Genomic DNA, 23,219 nt, shown 5'->3' on the forward strand with positions numbered 1-23,219 from the left:
ACAMCCGGCATGGCCGCCAACGCGGCTGACGTCCAGGGCCTGCTGGCCGAGGAGCTGGCCTTCGCCCACGACTACCCGCAAGCCTACGAGGCGGCGATGCAGTTCAAGCGCCTGAGCGACGAGGTGCGCAAGGCCGCCGACCACAAGCGCATCGCCCAGGCGCAGGCCGCCTATGAGGCCGACAAGCGCCAGCGTCAGATCCAAGCGCTGGAGCATGAGCAGCAGTATCAGCAACGCTTCCACTGGCTGCTGGCGCTGGCCGCCGTGGCCGGGCTGGTGGCGGCCATCGTCGCGGCCGTCAGCCGCCATCACGTCAAGCGGGCCTACCAGGCGATGCGCGACATGGCGTTCTCGGACCCCCTGACCGGCCTGCGCAACCGCCGCCACCTGGTCAGCAACGTGCAGGAGGACATGGCGCGAGCACGGCGCCTGCGTGCCAACGCTGGCGCTGGCGTCGGGCCGGCCAACACCGACATCGTCTTCATGATGATCGACATCGACCACTTCAAGGCCGTCAACGACGTGCACGGGCACGCGGCCGGCGACGCGGTGCTCAGGCAATGCGCCGCCGTGCTGCAACGACAGCTGCGCGAGTCCGACACCCTCGTGCGCTGGGGTGGCGAGGAGTTCCTCGTCTTCGCCCGCCAGGCCAACGCTGGCGAGATCCACGTGCTGGCCGAGCGGCTGCGCGCCAGCATCGCCGCCCACAACTTCGTGCTGGACGACGGCCAGGTGCTGCGCAAGACCTGCTCCATCGGCTACGCCTGCCACCCCCTGCAACCGGATGCCCAGGGCGCCGCGCCGGCAGACTGGAACGACACCGTGGCGCTGGCCGACCAATGCCTGTACGTCGCCAAGGCCAGCGGCCGTGACGTCTGGGTCGGCGTCACCGCCATAGACACCCCGCGATCATGCGGGCACCCGGACATCCGGGAACTGCGGGCCGGGGTCGATGCCGGCGTCTACACGCTGCGGTGCAGTGACGGGCGCGAGATCGTCTGGCCGGCGTCATGAAGCGCGGGTTCGAGCAACTCGAGAACCTGGCGCCGCCCGGTCAATGACCTGTCGGGTCATGTCGCCGGGTTGACGCCAGGGCTAGTCTTCGCGCCGCAGAATCGGCCCCAAAGCCGATGACAGCCCTGGAGACATGCCATGCCCGAAAGCCATTACCGCATCTGCCCGCTGTGCGAGGCCTGCTGCGGCCTGGAAGTGAAAACCGAAGGTGCCAAGGTCATCAGCATCCGCGGCGCCGACAACGACGTCTTCAGCCACGGCTATCTCTGCCCCAAGGGCGTGAGCCTGAAGGACCTGCACGAGGACCCCGACCGCCTGCGCACGCCGCTGATCAAGCGAGATGGCAAGTTCGTGCCGGCGAGCTGGGACGAGGCCTTTGCCGAGATCGAAAAACGCCTGCTGCCGATCTGGCGTGAGCACGGCCCGGATTCGGTGGCCTTGACCATCGGCAACCCGGCCGCGCACAAGGTCAGCCTGCTGGCCTACACGCCGCGCCTGGTGCGGGCCCTGGGCACGCGCAATGCCTTCAGCGCCTCGACGCTGGACCAGATGCCCAAGCAGCTCAGCGCCGGCCTGATGTTCGGCCACTGGCTGTCCATTCCTCTGCCCGACATCGAGCGCTGCGACTACCTGCTCATCCTCGGTGGCAACCCGATGATCAGCAACGGCAGCCTGTGGACGGTGCCCGACTACCGCGGCAAGGCCAAGGCCATGCGCGCGCGCGGCGGCCGCATCGTCGTCGTCGACCCGCGCCGCAGCGAGACGGCCACGGCGGCCGACGAGCATCTGGCCATCCGGCCCGGCGGCGATGCGCTGCTGCTGGCCGGCATCGCCCACACGCTGTTCGACGAGGGCCTGTTGAAGCTCGGTCGGCTGGCCGATCACATCAACGGTCTGGACGAAGTACGCGCCGCCCTGCTGCCCTTCGCGCCCGAGGTGACAGCCGCCGGCTGCGGCATCCCGGCCGAGGTCCAGCGCCGCATCGCCCGCGAGATCGCCAGCGCGCCGCGCGCCGCCGTCTATGGCCGCATCGGCACCTGCACGACGCGCTTCGGCACGGTCAACTCCTGGCTGGTCGACCTCATCAACGCGCTGACCGGCAACCTCGACCGCGAAGGCGGTGCGATGTTCGCCAAGGCCGCCGCCTTCGCGTCCAATACCCAAGGCAAGCCGGGCAATGGCAAAGGCATCACGACGGGCCGGCGCAAGAGCCGCGTATCTGGTGCGCCGGAAGTGTTCGGCGAACTGCCCATCACCGTGATGGCCGAGGAAATGGAGATCGCCGGCGAGGGCCAGATCAAGGCGCTGATCAGCATCGCGAGCAATCCGGTGCTGTCGGCCCCCGGCGGCCCGCGCATCGCCAAAGCGCTGGAGAAGCTGGACTTCATGCTCAGCCTGGACATCYACGTCAACGAGACCAGCCGCCATGCCGACGTCATCCTGCCCGGCCTGTCGCCGCTGGAGGACCTGCACTTCGACGTCGCCTTCCCACAGCTCAGCCACCGCAACCATGCGCGCTTCTCCGGCCCGGTGTTCGACGCGGCGCCTGGCACGCCGCAGGAGTGGCAGACCATCCTGCGCCTGTGCGCCCTGCTTGAAGGCCGCGGCGTGGATGTCGACGTGGCCCAGCTCGACGACGAGGCCATCGAGGCCGACGTGCGCCGCTTCGCCGGCGACCAGACGCCCGCCGTGCTGGCCGCACTGCAGCCCTGGCGCGGCCCCGAGCGCCTGATCGACCTGCAGTTGCGCGTCGGCCCCTATGGCGACCAGTTCGGCCGCAAGCCCGACGGCATCAATCTCGCCRAGGTCAAGGCTGCCAGCACAGTCGAAGGCGGTGGCATCGACCTCGGTGCGCTCACCGCCCGCATCCCCGAGATCCTGCGCACGCCCAGCGGCAGGATCGAACTCGCACCGCCCTCGGTGCTGGCCGACCTGACCTCAGTCCGGACCGAGCCCGCCCCCGAGTTCAGCCTCATCGGCCGGCGCGACACGCGCTCGGGCAACAGCTGGATGCACAACCTGCCGGTGCTGGCCAAGGGGCCGGACCGCTGCACGCTGCTGGTCAACCCGGGTGACGCGGATCGCCTGGGCCTGGCCGAGTTTGCCCGGATCAAAAGCGCGGTCGGTGAGCTGATCGCGCGCGTCGAGCGCAGCGCCGACATGAGCCCCGGCGTGGTCAGCCTGCCGCATGGCTGGGGGCATGACCTGGACGGCGTGCAGCTCGGCGTGGCGCGCGAGCGGCCGGGCGTCAACATGAACGAGCTGCTGGACGACGCGGCACGGGACCCTTTGAGCGGCAATGCGGTGCTGAGCGGCATCGCCGTGGAGATTGCACCCGCCTGACCTGCCGAGACCGCGACGACCCGCCACATTTTGCGAACAACTTGTCAAGCATCGCCGGGCCGACCTGCCTAAACTCCCAGTAAAGCGGCGGTCGTCCCTGGCGCGCTCGCCACGGACGGCGATGGCGCGACGCATCCGCCAGCGGGAGCGATTTGATGGATGCAAAAGTTGCCGACCCTCCGGTCGTGCTGTTCGTCGATGACGAGGTGTCGATCCTCAGCGCGCTGCGACGGCTGTTCCGGCCCCAGGGTTACCGGGTGTTGCTGGCCGAGAGCGCCAAGGCCGGGCTGGCCATGCTGGAGACCGAACCGGTCGATCTCGTCGTGTCCGACATGCGCATGCCGGAGATGGACGGCGCGGCGCTGCTCGAACAGGTCCACCAGCGCTGGCCGACCGTCGGGCGCATCCTGTTGACGGGTTATGCCGATATCGGCTCGACCGTCGCAGCCATCAACCGCGGGCAGATCCACCGCTATATCGCCAAGCCTTGGGACGACCGCGAGCTGGTGATGTGCGTGCAGGACGGCCTGGAGCGCCGCCGGCTGGAGAAGGAAAACCGCGCGCTGCAGCTGCTGACTCAAAGGCAGAACGACGAACTGCAGGCCTTGAACACCGACCTGGCGGCGCGGGTCAAGGCGCGGACCAGCGAGCTGGAACAGGTCAACGCCATGCTGGAGACCTCGTTCGCGCAGTTGCAGGAGAACTTCCTGCTGTCGATCAACGTGTTCTCAGGTCTGATCGAGCTGCGTGGTGGTGGCATGGCGGGCTATTCACGCGAGGTGGCCGACCTGGCTCGCCGCACGGCGCGGCGGCTCAACCTGGGTGCAGCGGCAGAGGAAGACATCTACATCACCGGCCTGCTGCATGAGGTCGGCAAGATCGGCCTTCCGGACACGATGCTGCGCAAGCCGCTCTCGGCCATGTCCAGCGATGAGCTCGCCCTGTACCGCCGCTACCCGCTCAATGGCGAGGCGGCGCTGCTGCCGCTCGGGCGGCTGCAACGCGTGGCGCGCCTGGTGCGGTCGCACCACGAACGCATCGACGGCAAGGGCTACCCCGATGCGCTGAGCGGCGACGAGGTGCCGCTCGGCGCGCAGGTGGTGAGCGTGGCTTGCGACTACTACGCCGCACAGTCCGGCCGGCTGTCGCTGAAACGCCATTCGGCGGCCGAGGCGCATTCGCTGATCCTCGGCGGTGCCGGCACGCGTTACGAGAAGGCTGTTGTCGAGGCCTTCGAGCTGGCGCTCAAGGACGAGCCCTCCGAGAAGCCGCGTGACCGGGAGCTGCAGCCTCACGAAGTGATGCCGGGCATGGTGCTGTCCCGCGACCTGCTGTCGCCGCAGGGCACGCTGCTGCTGGCCGCGGGTTTCGTCTTCGACAACCGGGTCGTCAGACAGCTGCGCGAATTCGCCGGCCGTGAAGGCGCAAAGCTGCATGTCTTCGTGAAGCTGCCTGAAGGAGGTGCGACGTGAGCGAACGCATCCTGCTCGTCGACGACGAGCCTCACATCCTCAGCGCGCTGCAGCGCCTGCTGCGCAACGGGCTGAAGGACACCGGCGGCGCGCGCTATGACGTCGAAAGCTTCACCGACGGCGCCGTGGCTCTGGCGCGGGCGCGCGAGTGCGCTTTCGCGCTGGCCATCTCCGATCAGCGCATGCCGGGCATGACCGGCGTGGAATTCCTGCGCGAACTGCGTCAGGTGCAGCCCGACTGCGGGCGCATCATCCTGTCCGGCTATGCCGACCTGAACGCGCTGGTGGCGGCCATCAACGAGGCCGAGATCGCCCGTTTCATCTCCAAGCCCTGGGCCGACTTCGACCTGCTCAGCGCCGTGCGCCAGGTGTTGCGCATCCGCGAGCTGACGATGGAGAACCAGCGCCTGGCTGACCAGGTGCGCCAGCAGATGGGCGTGCTCACCGCCCAAGAGGCGGAGCTGCGCCGCCTGGAGCGGCTCGAACCGGGCATCACCCATGTGAAATGGGGCAGCGACGGCTCGTTCATCCTGGAGGACCCGGATGAAGAGGTGAAGTGGTGACCGTACTGACGGTCGACTTCAGCCTCGCGCTGCAGGCCGTCAGTGCGTCGGTCCTGGTGCATGGATCGGACCGCATCCTGTTCGCCAACGCGGCGATGGAACGCTTGCTGGGCTATGGGCTGGAGGCGCTGCAGCAGATGCCGCCGCACGGCTGGGCAGCGCCCGAGTTCGCCGATGAGTTGCAGCGCTATGGCCAGCGGGCGCTGGCCGAGGAAGGCGAGCTGCCCGCGATCGAGATCGAGGCGCTGACGGGCAGCGGCTCGCTGCGCGTGCTGGAAGTCAAGGCGCATCGCGTCATGCTCGACGGCCAACCCTGTGCGGTGCTGACCGGGCAGGACCTCAGCGACATCCGCCACGTGCAGACCAGCCTGCTGGACATCGGCCGCGTGCTCTACCAGATCCTCGAGAACAACCCGGTGGCCACGCTCGTGATCGACAAGTCTCACCGCGTCACGCACTGGAACGCCTCGTGTGCCCAGCTCACCGGCCGCGACGCCTCCGAGATGCTGGGCCGCGACGACACCTGGCGCGCCTTCTACCCCGAAGCCAGGCCGCTGCTGGTCGACCTGATCCTGGACGGCAATGTCGAGCAGGAGCGCCAGCGCCTGTACGGCCGGCACTGCCAACCCTCGCCGCACATCGCCAACGCCTACGAGGTCGAGGGCTACTTCCCCAATTTCGGCCGGGAAGGGCGCTGGCTCTACTTCACGGCCGCCCCGCTGGTCGATGCCCACGGCGAAGTCGTCGGCGCCATCGAGACACTCCAGGACATCACGCGACGGCGCCAGGCCGAGGACGAACTCCGCCGCCATCGCAACGAACTCGAGAACATGATCGCGGACCGCACGGCCGAGTTGCTGAGCACCCACCATGAACTCGAAGCCTTTCTTGAGAACGCGTCGGTAGGCATCATCGCGACGTCCAACCAGTTGATCCAGCGCGGCAACAAGAAGTTCATCGAGATGTTCGAACTCGGTGACGTCCCGCCCCATGGACTGCCGACGCGCCGCCTGTTCAAGAGCGATGAAGACTTCGAAGCGCTGAGCCAGATCGCCATCCCGGTGCTGTCGCGGGGCGGCTCGCTGCTGCACGAGATGGAGGTCTGCACGCTGGCCGGCAACACGCTGTGGGTGCAGATCATTGCCTACGTGTCCAACCCCGAGGAGCCGACAGCGGGCACCTGGTGGCTGCTGCAGGACCGCACGGAGGTGCGCCGCGTGCAGCGTGAGCTGGAGCTCAACTACGAGCGCATCAAGCAGACCAACAACCGGCTCGAGGAAGCGCAGAACCAGCTGCTGCAGGCCGAGAAGATGGCCTCCATCGGCCAGCTCGCCGCCGGTGTGGCCCACGAGATCAACAACCCGATCGGCTTTGTCAGCTCCAACCTCGGCTCGCTGCGCGGCTATGTCCAACCTGTCTTCGCGTTGCTCGCGCTGCTGAGGAAGACGCCGGCCGACGCGCTGCCGGGCGATGTGCGAGAAGAGCTGGACCGGGTGGATGCCGCCGTCGACCTGAGCTTCGTGCAGGAGGACCTGCCCCAGTTGCTCGACGAGAGCGAGGAGGGGCTGTCGCGGGTCAAGAAGATCGTGCAGGACCTCAAGGACTTCTCGCGCGTCGACCATGCCGATTGGCAGGACGCCGACCTCAATGCCGGGCTGGACTCGACGCTCAACGTCGTCATGAACGAGGTCAAGTACAAGGCCGAGGTTCGCAAGGACTATGCCGTGCTGCCCCCGGTGCACTGCATCGCCGCGCAGCTCAACCAGGTCTTCATGAATCTGATCGTCAATGCGGCCCATGCCATCAAGGAGCGGGGCACGATCACACTGACCACGCGCGCCGAGGATGGCTGGGTTCGCATCGAGATCGCAGACACGGGCAGCGGCATGAGCGAGGAGGTCAAGCGGCGCATCTTCGAGCCCTTCTTCACGACCAAACCCGTCGGCCAAGGGACGGGCCTGGGCCTGTCCCTGTCTTTTTCCATCGTGCAAAAGCACGGCGGTCGCATCGAAGTGGATTCCCAACCCGGCGTCGGCACGCGCTTCACGGTCTGGATCCCACTGCACCCGCCGCAGCCCGCCTGAGCTTTTGTGTCCTGCGTGACACAAAGCAACCACAGGGCAGTAACTCACGAAACGCAGACTGGCGGCATCGAAAGCTCGCGCTGCCCGCCGAGTCAGAAGTCACGCAGCGCCTTTGTCGGGCCCCGTATCTCGGCACCCCGGCGCCTAGACTGAACCTGTTTCACAACCCAGAGGGCAAACCCGTCGAAAGGCGGGGACGCAAAGCCACCGGCCTACAGCGCGCAAGCGCCACGGCAGCGGGGCCGCCAAGACCGGCAGGTCTTGATCGGCGTGGCCCTCCTTCGTACGAGAACCCGGCCATGCGCAGTACCCGCCCTGTCTCCTGGACTTCCTGGACCCTCAGCCTGCTGACCGCCGCGGCCCTCACCGCTTGTGGCGGTGGCAGCAGCGACAGCCCGACCGTCCAGGTCAGCGAGGCGGCCTCGGTCATCAACCTGACCGTTGATCTTGCCGATGGCGCCGCCGCCAGTGTCGAGGCTCAGCCCAGCTTCCACACCGCCGCCGTCGATCTCGAAGAACCCGACAACGGTGCCGCACCCCACCGCAGCAACGCCCTGGCCGGTGTCGCCACCCAAGGCCTGACACGCGACCGCCTGGACGACGCCATGCGGCCTCGCGCCTTCGCGGCGGGTGCAGGCGAAGCCGCCCCGATGGCGACGTCCACTGCGGTGACGACCTATACGCCGGCACAGATCCGCGCCGCCTACGCGCAGCCGGCCCTGCCCGCCAGCACCGCCGGCCTGACCGCCGCCCAGGCCGCCCAGCTCGGCGCCGGCCAGACCATCTACATCGTCAACGCCAAGCACGACCCCAACATCGCCGCCGAACTGGCCGCCTTCAACACCAAGTTCGCGCTGCCGACCTGCAGCTCGCGCATCCTGGCTGCCAACGCCAGCCTGCCGCTGGCCAAAGCCTCCGCGTCCAGCTGCGAGCTGGTCATTGCCTACAGCACGACCGCCGGCGCCCTGACCGCCACGGCGCCCGCCTATGACAGCGGCTGGGCCACCGAGATTGCGCTGGACGTGCAATGGGCCCACGCGACGGCACCGCTGGCGCGCCTCGTCCTCATCGAAGCGCCGGATGCCGGCGTCGGCAGCCTGTCCAAGGCCGTGGCCCTGGCCAACAAGATGGGCGCCGGCGTCGTGTCCATGAGCTTCGGCGCCGCCGAGGGCAGCTGGACGTCGAGCTATGACAGCGCCTTCGCCACCGCCGGCATGAGTTACCTGGCCGCCACCGGTGACAACGGCGCGGCCGTGTCCTGGCCTTCGGTATCGACCCGCGTCGTGGCCGTCGGCGGCACCACGCTGAGCTACAGCAGCGGTGCGCGCAGCGAAACCACCTGGACCGGCACCGGCGGCGGCACCAGCGCCTATGTGGCCCTGCCCAGCTACCAGAGCGGCACCATCGGCGGCTACGCCAAGCGCGCCGTCGCCGACGTCGCCTTCAACGCCGACCCCAACTCCGGCCAGTACGTGGCGCTGATTGCACAGGGCACGACGACGACGCGCTGGGTCAGCGCCGGCGGCACCAGCCTGGCCACGCCGCAATGGGCCGGCCTGCTGGCCGTGGCCAACGCGATGCGCGCCGCCGCCAGCAAGGCCCTGCTCGGCCAGCCTCACGCCGCCCTCTACCAGCAGATCGGCGCCGTGCCGACGCAATACGCCGCCGCCTTCAAGGACGTGGCCAGCGGCAGCAACGGCACATGCACGAGCTGCACCGCCAAGACCGGCTATGACACCCCGACCGGCTGGGGCACGCCCAATGTCAGCGCCCTGCTGAGCAGCCTCAGCGGCGCCAGCGTCACGACCTCGACGACCACCCCCACGCCGACGACCAGCAGCGGCCCCACGCTGACGACCACCAGCCTGCGCGGCACGGCCGGCAAGGCTCTCGCCGCCACCATCGGCTACTCGGCGCCGGGCGCGAGCTCGCTGAGCATCAGCATCAGCGGCGCCGCCAGCGGCATGAGCTTCTCAGCCACCGGCAGCGGCCTCGCCCTGAACTGGGCCAACCCGGTAGCCGGCCGCACCAACCTCGTCATCACGCTGAAGGACAACCTCGGCCAGACGAGCACGGGCAACGTGACGGTGACGATCAACGCGAGCTGAACTCAGCACTGGCGACTGCTCGAATACTGCTTCGTCACGATCCAGACCAGCTGACACGGGCAATGAGGCCGCCACCATCGCGTGGCATCAACCTGAGCTCGGCGCCCTCGGCCCGCGCGATGCGCTCGACGATGGCCAGGCCCAGGCCCGAGCCGGGCTTGCCGCCGCGCGCCGTGTCGCCGCGCTGAAAGGGGCGCTTGAGATCGTCGACCCGGGCCGGCGCGATGCCCGGGCCGCGGTCGCGCACCTCGATCCAGGCGGCACCGGCGTTTTCACCGCAGGCCAGCTCGATGGGTGGCGCGCCATGGTTCTGCGCATTGGCGATGAGGTTGAGGACGAGGCGGCGCAACGCCTGCGGCCGTGCGCGCCGATGCACTGCCTGCCCATTGGCCAGCACCGGTTGCGGCAGGCCCGGCGCCAGGGCCAGCGTCTCGGCCAGGAATTCGCGCAGCTCGACGTCCACGGCCGGCAGCTCCTGCTCGGCGGGGTGGGCGGCGCGCGCGTAGTCGAGGAACTGGGTCAGCAGCCCGTCCAGGCCGTGGAGGCTCCGGTCCAGCGTGTCGAGCAGTTCCCTGTCCCCTTGGCCCGCTCGATCGAAAGAACCACGCAGCAACTCGCTGGCGAGGCGAATCTTTGCCAGCGGCGTGCGCAGGTCATGCGACAGGCCGGCCAGCATCAGCAATCGCTCCTCCTCGTCGCGCGCCAGGGCCTCGGCCATGTCGTTGAAGCCGCGCGCCAGCGCCGCGGTCTCGGCCGGGCCGTCAGTGGGCAGCAGCAAGCGGCGCTGGCCGGCACCGACCGCCCGGGCCGCGTCGACGAGGCGGGCCAGCGGGCGGTTGATGCGGCGCTGGATCAACCAGGCGCCGAGCAAGGCCAGCAAGGCACTGGCGCCACTGGCGATCAGCCAGGTGCGCGCGAAATGGTGAGCCGGCTGCACGGCAGGCAGCACCAGCCAGATCGGCGCGCCAGGCAGTTGCACCGCGATGAGGCCGTTGGCTTCGCGCCGCCACGGCAGCTCGCCGCGCTCCAGGCCCAGTTGCATCGCCAGTTCGGCCAGGAAGCCGCGCTCCACCCAGGTCGGCCGGTCGAGCAAGCGCTGCTGCTGGCCCGAGCCGGCGCGCGCATTGAAGCGATCCACGAAGCCGGCGCGCTCGGCCTCGGGCAACAGGCGCATGCCTTCGGCGACGGCCTGCAGGCTGCGCGCGGTCGCCTCGGCCGACTGCTGCAGACGCGGCCGGGCGACGAACTGCGCATAGGCCAGCGCATTGACCAACTGGCCCAGCACGATCAGGCAGACGATGAGCCACAGGTTGCGGCCGAACAGCGTGGACAGGCCGAACTTCATTGCGCGCCCGGCTCAGGAATAAAGACGTAGCCCAGGCCCCACACCGTCTGGATGTGGCGCGGTGTGCTCGGGTCGGCTTCGACAAGGCGGCGCAGCCGCATGACCTGCACATCCAGGCTGCGGTCGCTGACGCCGTGCTCGTCGCCATGCGCCAGGGCCAGCAGCTTCTCGCGGCCCAGCGGCCGGTTGGGCTGGCTGGCCAGCGCGCGCAGCAGCTGGAACTCGACGGTGCTGATCTCCACCGCCGCGCCAGCGCGCTCCAGCCGGCGTTGCGTGGGATAGAGGGTGAAGTCGCCGAAGCGCACCGCTTCCTCGCCCGCAGGGCCGAGGTGGGCACCGAGCTGCTGCTGGCGACGCACCATGGCCTGGATGCGCGCCAGCAGCTCACGCGGGGCGAAGGGCTTGGCCAGGTAGTCGTCGGCGCCCATCTCCAGGCCCAGCACACGGTCGACGAGGTCACCGCGCGCCGTCAGCATCAGGATGGGGATGGTCTCGCCCTGGCCGCGCAGGCGCCGGCACAGCGACAGGCCGTCCTCGCCCGGCATCATCAAATCCAGCACCAGCACGTCAAAGCGCTCACGCGCCAGCAGTTGCGCGGCGGCGGCGGCATCGGGCACGGCGCGCACGCTTTGGCCTTGCTCGGTCAGATAGCGCTGCAGCAGGCCGCGCAGCTCGGCCTCGTCGTCGGCGATCAGGATGCGGCTCATGGGGGGATGTTAGGGAGAAGCCCGCCCCCCACCTTGCCGGAAAACAATGACAAACCGTTGCAAGCCGCGCCCGCCGTCAGGCCCTGCAAGCACTGCAACCCGCGCGGCAACCTTTGCGCGGCCACGGCTGGGCAGCATGGCCCCACCTCAAACGGAGATCGCCATGCGCCACGCCGCCTTCACCCTGCTCACCCTGCTGATTGCCGCCCCGCTCATTGCTCAAGCCGAACCAACGCCACTGCAGCGCGCCGGCGCCGCACGGTTGACGGCCGAGAAGTCTGCGGCCTGCGTGGCCGCCCAGCCCTTCTATTGGGAGATCGGCAACGCCACCCAGCCGCTGGCCGGCGGCAAGGCCGGCGAAAACGGCCCCGAGCGCCACACCGAGATGGCCATCGCCTCCGCCTCCAAATGGGTCTACGCCGCCTTCATGGCCGAGCGCCGCCAGGGCCAGCTCAGCGCCGAGGACGTCAAGTTCCTGCACTTCCAGTCCGGCTACACCTACTACCACGTCTGCCGCCAGAACCAGAGCGTGGCGGCCTGCCAGCAAAGCCTCATCAACGGCCGCGGCCGCCTCAATCCGGCCACCGAAAACCGCTTCGACTACAACGGCGGCCACATGCAGCAGCACGCCATCCTGATGGGCCTGGGCTCGCTGGGCCCGGAGGGTCTGGCCCTCGCGGTGCGGCAGTCGCTCGCACCCACGCTCGGCACGGACTGGTCCTTCAGCTACAGCCAGGCCATGCCGGCCGGCGGCGGCCAGACCAGCGCGGCCGACTACAGCCGCCTGCTGCGCGCCCTGCTGGGCGGCCAGCTGCAACTCGGCCGCTTGCTGGGCAAGGAGGCCGTCTGCACCAACCCACAGGTCTGCCCGAGCGATGCCGTGAAGACGCCCATCCCTGCGACGGAGAGCTGGCACTACAGCCTCGGCCACTGGGTGGAGGACGACCCGCAGGTCGGTGACGGTGCCTTCAGCAGCCCGGGCGCCTTCGGCTTCTATCCGTGGATCAGCGCCGACCGGCGCTTCTACGGCATCGTCGCTCGCGAGCAGCGCCGTGGCGCCCTGGGCGACGACCCCAGCGACAAGCCGGCGGTGGCTTCGGTGAACTGCGGGCGCGAGATCCGCGCCGCGTGGATGGACGGCCAGCCTCGCCGCTGAATGGAGAAGAGATGCCGCCGAAGCCGGCGCACTCCGCGAGCGCGCGCCGGCTTGGGATAACTTGCCGTCTCAGCGCATCCGGTCGGTCTCGAATGCGATGCGATCAACGCTGCCGTCRACGTTGCGGAACAGGCGCACGCGACGCATGCCGTCGGGGCTGACGAGCAGCTCGGTGTTCTCGGCGCGCCAGGTCTCCAGCGGGCTCTCGTCGAGGCTGACGCCCAGACTGCGCACGCCGACATGGACCTTCAGCGTGCGGCCATCGTCCAGCAGAAATTCGCCTCGTGCGTCGCGCAGCATGGCGCGGCCGGTCATGGCGGGCACGGTGGGTTCCTGGGCACTCGCGGGCGCGGTCAGCGTCATGGTTGCGAGCAGAGCGGCCGACAGGGTGAGGGGTCGCAGATTCCAGGTCTTCATGGTGAGGTACTCCTTAGGTTCCCCGAGGCCAGTCGCCTCGGCACAAGCCATAGTGCAAACCCCATGCCAGCTCGAAATGCCAAAGACTTCACGGTCAAACGGCGTCTTCAATCAGTATTCGCCCCAGGTCTGGGCCTGAGCGCCCCGCATCGCGACACCACGCCTCGCGATGGCGCGGCGCTTGACCCTCACGTCACGTGAGGCTTCATCATCCGGCCCGTTTCATGCACGAGCCTGGATATGGACTACACGGTGGGAGAGCTGGCCAAACGGGCCGGCTTGACGGTGCGCACCCTGCACCACTACGAAGAACTCGGCCTGCTGCGCCCCTCGGGCCGCAGCGAAGCTGGCTACCGCCGCTACGGCGAAGCCGACGTGCTGCGCCTGCACCGGGTGCTGGCACTGCGCGACGCCGGCCTGTCGCTGAAGGCCATAGCGCCGCTGCTGGACGGCGAGGCGCCGCAGCCGCTGGCTGACGTGCTGCAGGCCCAGATCGAACAGGTCGAGGCTCAGTTGCAGGCGCAGGAGAGCCTGCTGCTGACGCTGCGCAATGCTGCCAAGCGGCTGGAACTGCAGGGCGATGGCGGCGATGCGGTGCAGGTGCTGCTGGACGCCATGGCCATCCGACGCGTGCACGAGCGCTGGTTCAGCCCGGAGCAGCTGCGCGCCATGCGCCGGCAATGGGAAGCCATCCCCGAGCCGGAGCGCGACGCCGTCGAGCTGGAATGGCCGCAGCTGATCAAAGAAGCTCGCGCGGCGATGGACGCCGGCCTCGACCCGGCCGCGCCCGAGGTCCAGGCCCTGGTGCGGCGCTGGCTGGCGCTGCAGAAGCAGTTCCTGGAAGTGGCGCCCGGCATGAAGGACACCATGCAGCGCATGTATGCCGCCGAGCCCGAACTGGCGCGCCAGTCCGGTGTGACGCCTGAACTGATCGCCTACCTGCGCCGCTCCAAAGAAACATTGCCCCTCGGGGAACAGTCATGAGCGACCCGCGCCGCGACCTCTTTCGCAACGCCAATTTCCGCTGGATCATCGGCGGCGGCCTGCTGTCCATGCTGGGCGACCAGTTCACGCTGCTGGCCCTGCCCTGGCTCGTCATGGGCCTGAGCCGCGACCCGCTGGTGCTGGGCACCGTGCTGGCCCTGGGCAGCCTGCCGCGCGCCATCTTCATCCTGGTTGGCGGCGCGCTGGTGGACCGCCACTCGCCCAAGGCCGTGCTGCTGCTGACCAAGTGGATCAACTTCGCGCTGCTCGGCCTGCTGGCCGCGCTGACCGCCACGGGCGCGGTCACGCTGCCCTGGGTCTATGGCCTGACGCTGGCCATCGGCCTGGCGACTGCCTTCAGCTATCCGGCCGGCAGCGCCATCCTGCCGCAGACCGTGCCGGCCACGCTGATCCAGCCGGCCAACGGCGTGCTGATGGGCGCGCGCCAGCTGGTGCTGCTGCTCGGGCCGGTGCTGGCCGGCCTGCTGGTGACGGCGGGCAGCGAGCCGGCGCTGAGCGGCCACGGCTTGGCACTGGCCTTTGGCTTCGATGCGCTGAGCTTTGCGATCTCGGCCTGGACGCTGTCGCGCGTGCAGGTGGCAGCCAGCGAGGCCAGGCCGCCTCAGCCCGTCTTCGCGGCCATTGCCGAGTCGCTGACGAGCTGCTGGCAGGACCGCGAGCTGCGCGCCCTCTTCATGTATTTCTCGGCAATAGCCTTCTTCGTCGGCGGCCCCATCCAGGTGGCGCTGCCGGTGCTGGCCGCCGAGCGCCTGCCCGGTGGCGCCGCGGCCTTGGGCGCAATGCTGGCCGTGCACGGCCTGGGCGCGCTGGCGGGCATGGCGGTGTCAGGTCTGAAGCCGCATTGGCGCCTGTCCACGCTGGGCGGCACGGTGCTGCTGATCGACACCGTCGCCGGCTGCGTCTTCCTCGCCTTCGGCCATGTGCATGCGGCCTGGCAGGGCGCGCTGCTGCTGTTGCCACTGGGCGCCCTGGGCGGCTTTGTGCAGGTCGCGGTCTACAGCTGGCTGCAAAAGCGCATCCCGCCGGAGATGCTGGGCCGCTCGATGGCGCTGTTCATGTTCATCGTCATGGGGCTGGCACCGCTGGCTTCGGCGGCAGCCGGGGCGGCGCTGCGGGTGCTGGACGTGACGCAGCTGTTCACGGCGGCGGCGTTGTGCCTGCTGGGGGTGGTTGCGTTAGGGGCGTTGTTCACGCCGATTCGGCGGATTGCGTATCTGGAGGCGATGGGTTGAGCGGGATTCGGCTCGCAATGGACCGCCGCATTGCAGCGGTTGCTGACGGTCGGGGCCAGCGCCCGTGCGACAGCAAGGTGCCCATAGCGGAAGGTCGAGATCGACCTTGAAGACCGGCAGCGCAGCGGTTGCCGTCATCCGCGGCAGGTTGCCGATTTCATGGTCCGATGCGCGAAGCCGTCATTTGCTCACCGGTCGACGCGGCAGCAGCACGACCGCTATGGAGGGTGAAGCCGCCATCCAGGAGGAGGGCCGCCGCTCACCCTGGTCAAGTCTGGATGAATGTCTGCTGCTCAAGGGATCGAACGGGTGCTCCCGACCCATTTGCGACATTCGCCATGCTCAATTGGGCGCCGCAAACCTGCCTTTCGCGCCGCCCAGCGACGGACTCAAAAGTTCGATCTGCATCGAGTGCCCTGATGGGCTCATAGGGGAATTGACTGTGCCCCCGGCAGGTATTCACCAGCCCTCGGCGGACCGCAGCGGGAAGCCGAATCTACGCCGGTCTCAAGCATGTTGCAGACCTGCTGGATTGCTATCTCGAGCTCATCCTGATTGCAGAGGTACTCGTCAATTTTCCCGAACGACGTGTACCGCGAACGATTGAATCCGTCTTCGATATCGTTGAACCAAACGACCATGCCCCCGATCACGGCGACCGCCCAAAAACCGCCGCCCCCCTCCCATATGTAGGCTCGGACCACTTCGCTGGCTGAATTCGAATAGCTTCCCACAACCGCGCCTGCTGGATGTTCATCCGTGCTTCGCCCGCGTTGATAAGGTCCCACAGCGATGCTTCTGAGATTGGCTTCCAGTTCATAGGTGTTTTCGGGAGGTCTAACGAACGCTTTTGGCCGAACAGCGACGTCATCGGCCCCTGGCGACGTCCAGGGTTTCCACCCAAGGCCGAGCAGTGCCCCAGCCGATGATGAAGTCGTGATCATTGCTGCACAACAAGTAGCTGCCATCTTCATCACAGACGTAAAACTCAAGCGCGGGGCATTCGAGCAACACCCGGAGCAGGTCATAGCCGCTCCCGAACTTCCAGATGTACGCTGCTTCACTCAAAAACATCAAACACGACTTTGCTCCGACAAAATCGGCGACGAGCTTCCAACCATCCGGCCTCCTTGTCCCGCCGGGAGCATAGGTCTCGTCCCACGGTGTGCTCGCGGAAGCGTCGACTCCTAGCCGCTCCCGAAGTCGAAGCTTGAGATTTCGCGCATCCTCTAAGTTCAGGGAATTTGCGAAGGTCCCAGTCGTCTGTATTGCTTGAAGGACGTGGCTGTTCAAAGGCAACGGACGGTCATGGGGCAAAGATAGCCTACTCGAAAGCCGCCGCTGGTGGGCGTCCGCTCCTGGCCGAGACCGGGTTTCCATTAGATCTGCCGTTAGCCGACCCCGGTCAGGCCAACCAACCAAGCCAGCCAGCCAGCCAGCCAGCCAGCCAACGTCAGCTTACGGTATCGCCTGGCAAGACCCGGTCCCGGCCAGGAGCGGAGGTTCACTCCGGCGCGACCAGCGGCTGGTCAGCTCAGAAAGCTGTCGCCCAACGAATGAAAGGGACTTCCCGTCCCGAACTAGCCGCGTTGCGGCAACCGGCAACCAAGTGCCACGATGGGAAGTGCGATCTCTCATCAACTCATTCGGAAGGGGAAGGCCATGAAAGGCCCTGCTCATAGGTCGGACGTCGCACGCTTCGCTATCTCGGTAAGGCCAGTGCGAAGTCCCTCCTTTGCCTTCTGAGGGTCTGCTAAGAGAGCATCGCGGTTTGGAAAGGTAAACTTGGTGTCTCGCACAATATGTGTGAATTTCCCAAGAGGCTTTGACGAGTAGACAATTCCGTCTGAAAAGTGTGTTTCTGTACAATTGCTTGAAGCCAATCTTACCGACGCGAATACACGCGGCTCCACTCCGGACTCTACTGAATAACCTGTGGAAATCGAGCTAAAAAGTACGGCATCGAATTTTCCAGATATCGAGGAGCAGTCTATTTCCTTACCATCGGCTCTTTTGGGCAATTGCGCCAATTGGGCAACTTCATAACCCTTGGACTGGAGAAGAGCAATAACACTGTCATTCCAGTGCCGGGCGACGTCTGGATTGGTGAGCTTGACAGAGGCGGTGAACTCCTTCGTTGCATTCTCTGCTCGTGTGGCTTCGATTCCTCCCAAAATTAGTCCCCCAATGGCTCCGAACATATAGAGGRCCGCGCCGCCTGGTGCTTGTCCTGGATTTAGAAAATACTTTTCTGGCTCAGCTACCGATATTACCGCCACTGTTTTTATCTTCTTCTTGGACTCGGACGAGAACGCAGTTTTGTCTACTGTGGCACATCCTCCGGTCAGTAATGAAACCGAAAGTACTGCTGCAAAGCTACGGCGCGAAATCAAGGGGTTCTCCAGTTTAGTGGTTTCAAAATTGCGAGCCGTAGCCCGAAAACGGCGGGTATGGCGCTCAGATGATGCCAGTCCCTGGCTCGCACGAACTCGGTGAAAACTGCCATGCGCCAGGCCGATTCAGCGGCCGCTGTGCGCGCGCATGCTGTCGGTCGATGGCTCCAGTTCAAAGCCCTTCAGAGCTGCTGTTGACCGGTGTGGGGCGCTGGACCTCAGGCGTCGCTGGGACGGATTCCACCGAGCGGCAGGTCCTGGATGTGCAGCAGTCACTCGGCCCCGCGGGGCGGCGAATGACCGGTAGCGGCGGCAGCGACCATCGAATCGCCAAAACTGGAAATCGACGGCCAGCCCGGAGCTGCGGACCGGAGGATTTCCGCTTTGGGCACTTTGCTGACCCTCGGGCGCCAACTACCAAGGACAGCCCCCAGCCTTGAGCCGCCTTTGCTCAACGGGAACCCTAAGCTTCAACAGCCAGCTTCGCATTCAACCTCGCCGCCAGATTGACCGCCCGCAGGAAGACCCGGAACTGTTCTACCGCGTCGGATGCTTCCCCCGGCTCCGAGCCCAGCTTGGCCAGGCCGAGCAGCCGGCTGTAGAGCTGGGCCTGCTCGGGGCCGATGGATTCACTGAAGGCCAGCATATGCAGCAGTTGGCTGGACGTGATCTGCATCTTGGGGCCCAGCCAGCCGCCCCATTTCCTGACGGCGGCCTCCTTGCGTTCGAACACGCGCGGCTTGGCTCGCTGAGCCTCGACCGGGGCGCCGTCGATGCCGAGGTCGGCGAGGTATTTGAGAAGCAGGACCAGGTTGGCGTCCTTGCCGTCATCGGGCAGGCGCGCGAGCAGCCAGTCCTCGGCCTCCTTGCGGATGGGGTAGTCCACCTTGCCGATGCAGCCGAAGGCCCGGCCCGACAGATTGGCCGGACAACCCTTGCATTCGCCATCCAGCTCGCTGAGCGGCGCAATCATGTCCAGCAGTTGCCCGACCGTCACCTGTGTCTGCTTGGCCGTCCCGTCCGGGCTCTTGACGGTGATCTCGACCGTGCATTTGCTGGTCAGCGTCTCGCTGTCGGCGTGGGGAAATTTCTCGCGGAACTGGGCGATCGCGAATTCCGCAATGCCGCGGTGCCTGACCATGGACCGCAGCCTGACCTCTGGCGTGTACCGCCGGGCCGTACAGGGCCGCTGCAGTGCGAAATCGATAGCCATCTGATCCCTCCCTGGCGTGGCTCTTTCGCGCAGGAGTTTCGATGAAGCCTGCAGCTGCGCCAGCCCCCCGGATCCAGGGTGCAGTTGCTATTTACAACGGCAAGCCGGCCCGGATGCCACTCGTTGATCCGCCCAAGCGGCTGGCGCGGCCTGCCCCTGAGCTGGGATAGTCGCTTGGGCCAGTCCGTCGATGCTGAGAGGGCTCGAAGCTCGACGTCAAGCTGGTTCAGCCCCTCCACAAGAGCGGATGCAGTCTCGAAATCCATCGGCTCCTTCTCCAGCAGGTCTTCGCCCTGCGCTTCGCGCAGCGCGGAGCCGGGCACTGTCGGTTCCTGGGCACTCCCAGGCGCGGTGAGCGCCCCGCATCGCGACGCCGTGCCTCGCGGTAGCACGGCGCTACCTGTCCTTCGGCCGTCCGGCGGTGGCCGGCCGGCTTCATCGGCCCGTCACCGTTAAATAGTTCTCTGGTCAGGCCACCATCCTCATGATCGAATCTGGCCTGACCAATTTTTCGTGCGTCCCATGAAGTAAAGGGAACCATGTCCAGACCTTCCTCCTCCCGCCGGCCGGATCGGCGTCGCAGCCCGCTGAACCGGAATTTCACTGCCGCGCTGTGGGCCGCGCTGCGCCGGATCGCGCGCCGGCTTCCCCGCCAGCCGGCCTCGCCGGTCCAGCTGCCATTGTCGGAACCGGCAGCCGCAGAAGCGAAGGCGCTGGCACGGGCCCTCACCGAATTGCTGGGCCAGCATCCGTCGACGCGGCGGGTGATGCGGCATCTGGGCTACGTGGAACACCAACTGGCCCGGCAAGGTGCAGCGGCCCTCTCGGAGATGCCCGTGCACATCGTGGCGACCGCGCTGTCGCAACTGGAGGCGATCGTCAGCAACTGGTCCAACCGCGACCTGGCGGAGCTGCGTTCGCGAATGGCCGTGGCCGTCAAGAAGGGCTCCGAGGATGAGTTCCTCGGCCCCGATGGCGAAAGGCGCTCGGTGTTCGCGACGGCGTCACGCCTCCTCGTCGGGGACGTGAATCACTCGGTGTTTGAGGAATTGCAGCGGCAATACCATGGCTTGGTCTCCCCGGAAGGCATCGAGGCGGCCCTGGGCGTCGCGGCCTCACGCGCAACTCCGGCTACGGCCTGACTTCAGCTGCGAATCTCCGCGCTGACCTCCTGAGGTCGCAGCGCTGAACCCCGCGCCGCCTATCGCCCGGCCAGCAAGGTCGCCACCTCCGCCGCCGACCGCACGCCCAGCTTCGCAAACACCCGGGCCCGGTGCACTTCCACGGTCCGCACCGACACGTTCAGCTCGTCGGCAATGACCTTGTTGAGCTTGCCCGCCGCCACGCGCGTCATGACCTCGCGCTCGCGCTCGGTCAGGCTGGCCAGCCGCGCGCTGCGCTCGGCCACGTGCGCGCCCTCGGCCTGCATGGCCGCGTCCACGGCCAGGGCCTGCTCGATACGGTCGGCCAAGGCGTTGTCGCTGTAGGGCTTCTCCAGGAAGTCGAAGGCGCCCTTCTTCAGCGCCTCGACGACCATGGGGATGTCGCCATGGCCTGTCAGGAAGAGCACCGGGTTCCTCAGCCGGCGCGCCAGCAGTTCGTCGTGCAGGCGCGTGCCGCTCATGGGCTCCATGCGCACGTCGAGCAGGAACACGCCTTTGGGATTCCCTTCGCGGTCCAGCATCTCCAGCAGCGCCGGGCCGCCGTCGAAGGCGCGCACATGGAGGCCCCGCGAGCGCATCAGGAAGGCGAGTGCGTCACGCACGCCAGGGTCGTCATCGACGAGATGGATCGTGCCTTCAGCCATGGATCGTTTCCGTCTGGGTTTGCGGGCTCAGCGGCAGGCTGAACGAGAACAGCGCGCCGCCATTGGCGGCCTCGCTGGCGTCGAGCACGCCCTGATGGGCCTCGATGATGGAGCGGCAGATGGCCAGGCCCATGCCCATGCCGTCGGCCTTGGTGGAATAGAAGGCCGCGCACAGCTGTTCGACACGCCGGCCCTGCAGGCCAGGGCCGTTGTCCTGCACATCGACGCGCACGAAGTCGCCCACGACGCGGCTGCTGACTGCGATGCGCCGGCCGCCGTTCCCGGCCGGGCGCGCCTGCAGCGCATCCGCGGCGTTGCGCACCAGGTTGATGACCACTTGCTCGATCAGGACGGCGTCGGCCAGCATCGCCGGCACGCCCGGCGCGAGGCTCACGTCCAGCGTGACGCCGCGGCGCTGGCAGTCGCGCTTGAGCAGCTCGATGGCGGCGGTGACGACCTCATGCAGATCGCAGGGCTCGTGGCGAGGTTCGCGCCGCGTCAGAAACTCGCGGATGCGCGCGACGATGCGGCCGGCGTGCGCGGCCTGCTGGCCCAGGCGCTGCAGCGCGCCGAGCACGAGCTCGTCCTGCACGCCGAGCTTGGCCAGCGAGTTGGTGATGCCGGCGCCATAGCTGGCTATTGCCGTGAGCGGCTGGTTCAGCTCATGGGCCAGCGTGGAAGCGACCTCGCCGAGCATGGTCAGCCGGGCGTTGTGGGCCAGGGTCTCGACCTGGCGGCGCTCACGGTCTTCAAGGCGCTTGCGCTCGGTGATGTCGATGATGCTGCCCATCCAGCCGATCTGGCGGCCACCGGCGTCGACCAGCGGCGACTCGAACACCATCACGTCGACCATGCGGCCTGAAGCGTGCCGCCAATGCGCTTCGTAGCCCTCGCGCGGCGCATGGCCGGCCAGGTTGCGGCGGTTGCGCTCCGCCACCTCGGCCAGTGCGTCGGGCGGCCAATAAGGCATCGGCGGCAGCATGCCGACCAGCTGTTCGGCGGGCAGGCCGACCATGTCGCAGAAGGTGCGGTTGACGTACAGCAAGCGGCCGTCGAAGTCGCGGGCGCGCAGCGCAACAAGCGCCGAGTCTTCCATCGCCCGGCGCCAGGCGGCCTCCGTGCGGCCGGCCACCTCGGCCCGCTGCACCTGGCGCATCTGGCGGCGCAGCAGCCAGCTGGCGACGGCGATCAGCGGCAGGAAGCCGGCCACCAGCACCCAGGCCAGCGGCCGCACGCCGTTGACGGCGGGGTCGCGCACCGTCAGCTCCAGCGCGGCGTCGGTCAGCGTCGCCTGCGTGAGCGGGCTGGCGCGCAGCGGGCCGGTCAGGGCGACGCGGTAGCTCGGCTTCTCGCCCAGGGCAGCGCGCAGGGGCGACTCGGTCGTGGAGGCGATGACCTGATCGGCGCTGTCGATGAGCTGCACGTCGTATTTGCGCGCCAGCCACCAGGGCACGCCACGCTTGAGCAGCAGGGCTGGCGCATAACGCACCACCAGCACGCCGTCGGGCGCGACGCGGGCGGTCAGGTGCAGGGACAGGCCGTCCTCATAGCGGTTGGCCTCGGACTCGGCCGGCACCTCGGCCAGCACGCGGTTGCTGCGCGAGTCCAGCCAGGTCACAGCCAACCAAAGGCGGCGCAGGCCGGCGTTGACCTCGGGGTGGGCCGCCAGCGCCGCGGTGCTGGGCACCTGGCCGGCCAGGCCCGCGGCGAGCTGGCGCAGATGGGCCTGCTCCTCGTCGATGCGGTCGCGCAGCTGGGCCTCAGTGCTGAGGGCGTCGGAAATCAGCGTCTGGCGCTGCAGCTCCTGCTCCTCGGCCTCGTTGGCGCGCACCCAGGTCAGCACGCCCCCCACGAACACCAGGGACAAACCCAGGGGTGCCAGCCACAGGCTTCGGGTCAAGAGCTCGCGCAGCGTCATGGAGTGCAGTCTAAGAAGAGAGTAGGCCGCGCGAAATGTGGAACTCCACAACTATCTGCAGGGTCCCGGGCTCGGAAGAATGCCGTCCAGACCCCTCATTCCAATATCGGAGACAAACCATGATCCTGCGCCGTCTCGCACTCGCCGCCGCCCTGGCCCTGCCTTTCAGCCTGCCCACGGCGGCCTTCGCCCAGGCCCCCATCGTCATCAAGTTCAGCCACGTCGTCGCGCCCGACACGCCCAAGGGCAAGGGCGCCCAGCGCTTCAAGGAGCTGGCCGAGCAGAAGACCGGCGGCAAGGTCAAGATCGAGCTCTACCCCAACAGCCAGCTCTACAAGGACAAGGAAGAGATGGAGGCCCTGCAGCTGGGCTCGGTGCAGATGCTGGCGCCGTCCCTGGCCAAGTTCGGGCCGCTGGGCGTCAAGGAGTTCGAGGTCTTCGA

The 23,219-nt window shown here is 67.6% G+C and carries 18 protein-coding genes, 1 pseudogene and 1 riboswitch; of the genes and pseudogenes, 11 read left to right on the top strand and 8 right to left on the bottom strand.

What is annotated here, in order from left to right; genetic code table 11:
- The 6 genes from ACXJKR_RS04615 to ACXJKR_RS04640 all read left to right on the top strand — a co-directional run.
- On the top strand, positions 1 to 1,014 hold a 1,014-nt coding region (locus ACXJKR_RS04615; RefSeq protein WP_457321124.1), incomplete at its 5' end, for a GGDEF domain-containing protein.
- A gap of 138 nt (positions 1,015 to 1,152) precedes the next feature.
- A complete protein-coding gene (locus ACXJKR_RS04620; protein ID WP_457321126.1) occupies positions 1,153 to 3,357 on the top strand; it encodes a molybdopterin-dependent oxidoreductase in 2,205 nt (734 codons plus the stop codon).
- Between the two features lie 155 nt (positions 3,358 to 3,512).
- A complete protein-coding gene (locus ACXJKR_RS04625) occupies positions 3,513 to 4,829 on the top strand; it encodes an HD domain-containing phosphohydrolase (RefSeq protein WP_056194507.1) in 1,317 nt (438 codons plus the stop codon).
- Positions 4,826 to 5,392 (top strand): response regulator, encoded by a 567-nt coding sequence (locus tag ACXJKR_RS04630; protein WP_056194510.1) that lies wholly within the window; start codon positions 4,826 to 4,828, stop codon positions 5,390 to 5,392. The genes ACXJKR_RS04625 and ACXJKR_RS04630 overlap by 4 nt, the downstream gene beginning before the upstream one ends.
- A complete protein-coding gene (locus tag ACXJKR_RS04635; protein WP_457321129.1) occupies positions 5,389 to 7,476 on the top strand; it encodes an ATP-binding protein in 2,088 nt (695 codons plus the stop codon). The genes ACXJKR_RS04630 and ACXJKR_RS04635 overlap by 4 nt, the downstream gene beginning before the upstream one ends.
- A gap of 163 nt (positions 7,477 to 7,639) precedes the next feature.
- Positions 7,640 to 7,726: riboswitch (cyclic di-GMP riboswitch) on the top strand.
- Between the two features lie 49 nt (positions 7,727 to 7,775).
- On the top strand, positions 7,776 to 9,584 hold the full coding sequence (locus ACXJKR_RS04640) for a S53 family peptidase (protein ID WP_457321131.1): 1,809 nt from the start codon (positions 7,776 to 7,778) through the stop codon (positions 9,582 to 9,584).
- A 34-nt stretch (positions 9,585 to 9,618) separates the two neighbouring features.
- Here the strand turns inward: ACXJKR_RS04640 and ACXJKR_RS04645 are convergent, their stop codons facing one another.
- Both ACXJKR_RS04645 and ACXJKR_RS04650 read right to left on the bottom strand, forming a co-directional pair.
- A complete protein-coding gene (locus ACXJKR_RS04645; RefSeq protein ID WP_457321133.1) occupies positions 9,619 to 10,929 on the bottom strand; it encodes an ATP-binding protein in 1,311 nt (436 codons plus the stop codon).
- Complete coding sequence (locus ACXJKR_RS04650) at positions 10,926 to 11,636, bottom strand: response regulator (RefSeq protein WP_457321135.1); 711 nt, start codon at positions 11,634 to 11,636, stop codon at positions 10,926 to 10,928. Before ACXJKR_RS04650 ends, ACXJKR_RS04645 begins: the two co-directional genes overlap by 4 nt.
- Positions 11,637 to 11,799: 163 nt before the next feature.
- Here ACXJKR_RS04650 and ACXJKR_RS04655 point away from each other — a divergent pair, with 163 nt between their 5' ends.
- Entirely contained in the window at positions 11,800 to 12,792 is a 993-nt protein-coding gene (locus ACXJKR_RS04655) for a hypothetical protein (RefSeq protein ID WP_457321137.1), read from the top strand.
- Between the two features lie 69 nt (positions 12,793 to 12,861).
- Here ACXJKR_RS04655 and ACXJKR_RS04660 read toward each other — a convergent pair whose 3' ends face one another.
- Positions 12,862 to 13,209: a hypothetical protein gene (locus ACXJKR_RS04660; RefSeq protein WP_457321139.1), complete on the bottom strand. Its 348-nt coding sequence runs from the start codon at positions 13,207 to 13,209 to the stop codon at positions 12,862 to 12,864.
- A 240-nt stretch (positions 13,210 to 13,449) separates the two neighbouring features.
- Between ACXJKR_RS04660 and ACXJKR_RS04665 the strand changes: the two genes are divergently transcribed.
- Positions 13,450 to 14,193, top strand: a complete 744-nt coding sequence (locus tag ACXJKR_RS04665; protein ID WP_457321141.1) for a MerR family transcriptional regulator — start codon at positions 13,450 to 13,452, stop codon at positions 14,191 to 14,193.
- Positions 14,190 to 15,446, top strand: a complete 1,257-nt coding sequence (locus tag ACXJKR_RS04670) for an MFS transporter (RefSeq protein WP_457321142.1) — start codon at positions 14,190 to 14,192, stop codon at positions 15,444 to 15,446. The genes ACXJKR_RS04665 and ACXJKR_RS04670 overlap by 4 nt, the downstream gene beginning before the upstream one ends.
- 425 nt (positions 15,447 to 15,871) lie before the next feature.
- On the opposite strand, the gene ACXJKR_RS04675 is transcribed toward ACXJKR_RS04670, so the two are convergent.
- The 3 genes from ACXJKR_RS04675 to ACXJKR_RS04685 form a co-directional block, all read right to left on the bottom strand.
- Entirely contained in the window at positions 15,872 to 16,420 is a 549-nt protein-coding gene (locus ACXJKR_RS04675; protein WP_457321144.1) for a hypothetical protein, read from the bottom strand.
- Between the two features lie 702 nt (positions 16,421 to 17,122).
- Positions 17,123 to 17,839, bottom strand: a complete 717-nt coding sequence (locus ACXJKR_RS04680; protein WP_457321146.1) for a hypothetical protein — start codon at positions 17,837 to 17,839, stop codon at positions 17,123 to 17,125.
- A gap of 463 nt (positions 17,840 to 18,302) precedes the next feature.
- Complete coding sequence (locus ACXJKR_RS04685) at positions 18,303 to 18,980, bottom strand: hypothetical protein (RefSeq protein ID WP_457321147.1); 678 nt, start codon at positions 18,978 to 18,980, stop codon at positions 18,303 to 18,305.
- Between the two features lie 611 nt (positions 18,981 to 19,591).
- Between ACXJKR_RS04685 and ACXJKR_RS04690 the strand changes: the two genes are divergently transcribed.
- Entirely contained in the window at positions 19,592 to 20,194 is a 603-nt protein-coding gene (locus tag ACXJKR_RS04690; protein WP_457321148.1) for a hypothetical protein, read from the top strand.
- A gap of 59 nt (positions 20,195 to 20,253) precedes the next feature.
- Here ACXJKR_RS04690 and ACXJKR_RS04695 read toward each other — a convergent pair whose 3' ends face one another.
- Both ACXJKR_RS04695 and ACXJKR_RS04700 read right to left on the bottom strand, forming a co-directional pair.
- Positions 20,254 to 20,859, bottom strand: a complete 606-nt coding sequence (locus ACXJKR_RS04695; protein WP_457321150.1) for a response regulator transcription factor — start codon at positions 20,857 to 20,859, stop codon at positions 20,254 to 20,256.
- A complete protein-coding gene (locus tag ACXJKR_RS04700) occupies positions 20,852 to 22,777 on the bottom strand; it encodes a sensor histidine kinase (protein WP_457321152.1) in 1,926 nt (641 codons plus the stop codon). Before ACXJKR_RS04700 ends, ACXJKR_RS04695 begins: the two co-directional genes overlap by 8 nt.
- Before the next feature lie 119 nt (positions 22,778 to 22,896).
- On the opposite strand from ACXJKR_RS04700, the pseudogene ACXJKR_RS04705 reads away from it, so the two are divergent.
- Positions 22,897 to 23,219 (top strand): annotated as a pseudogene (locus tag ACXJKR_RS04705) (C4-dicarboxylate ABC transporter); the annotation flags it as partial.

Source organism: Roseateles sp. P5_E11, assembly GCF_054049355.1.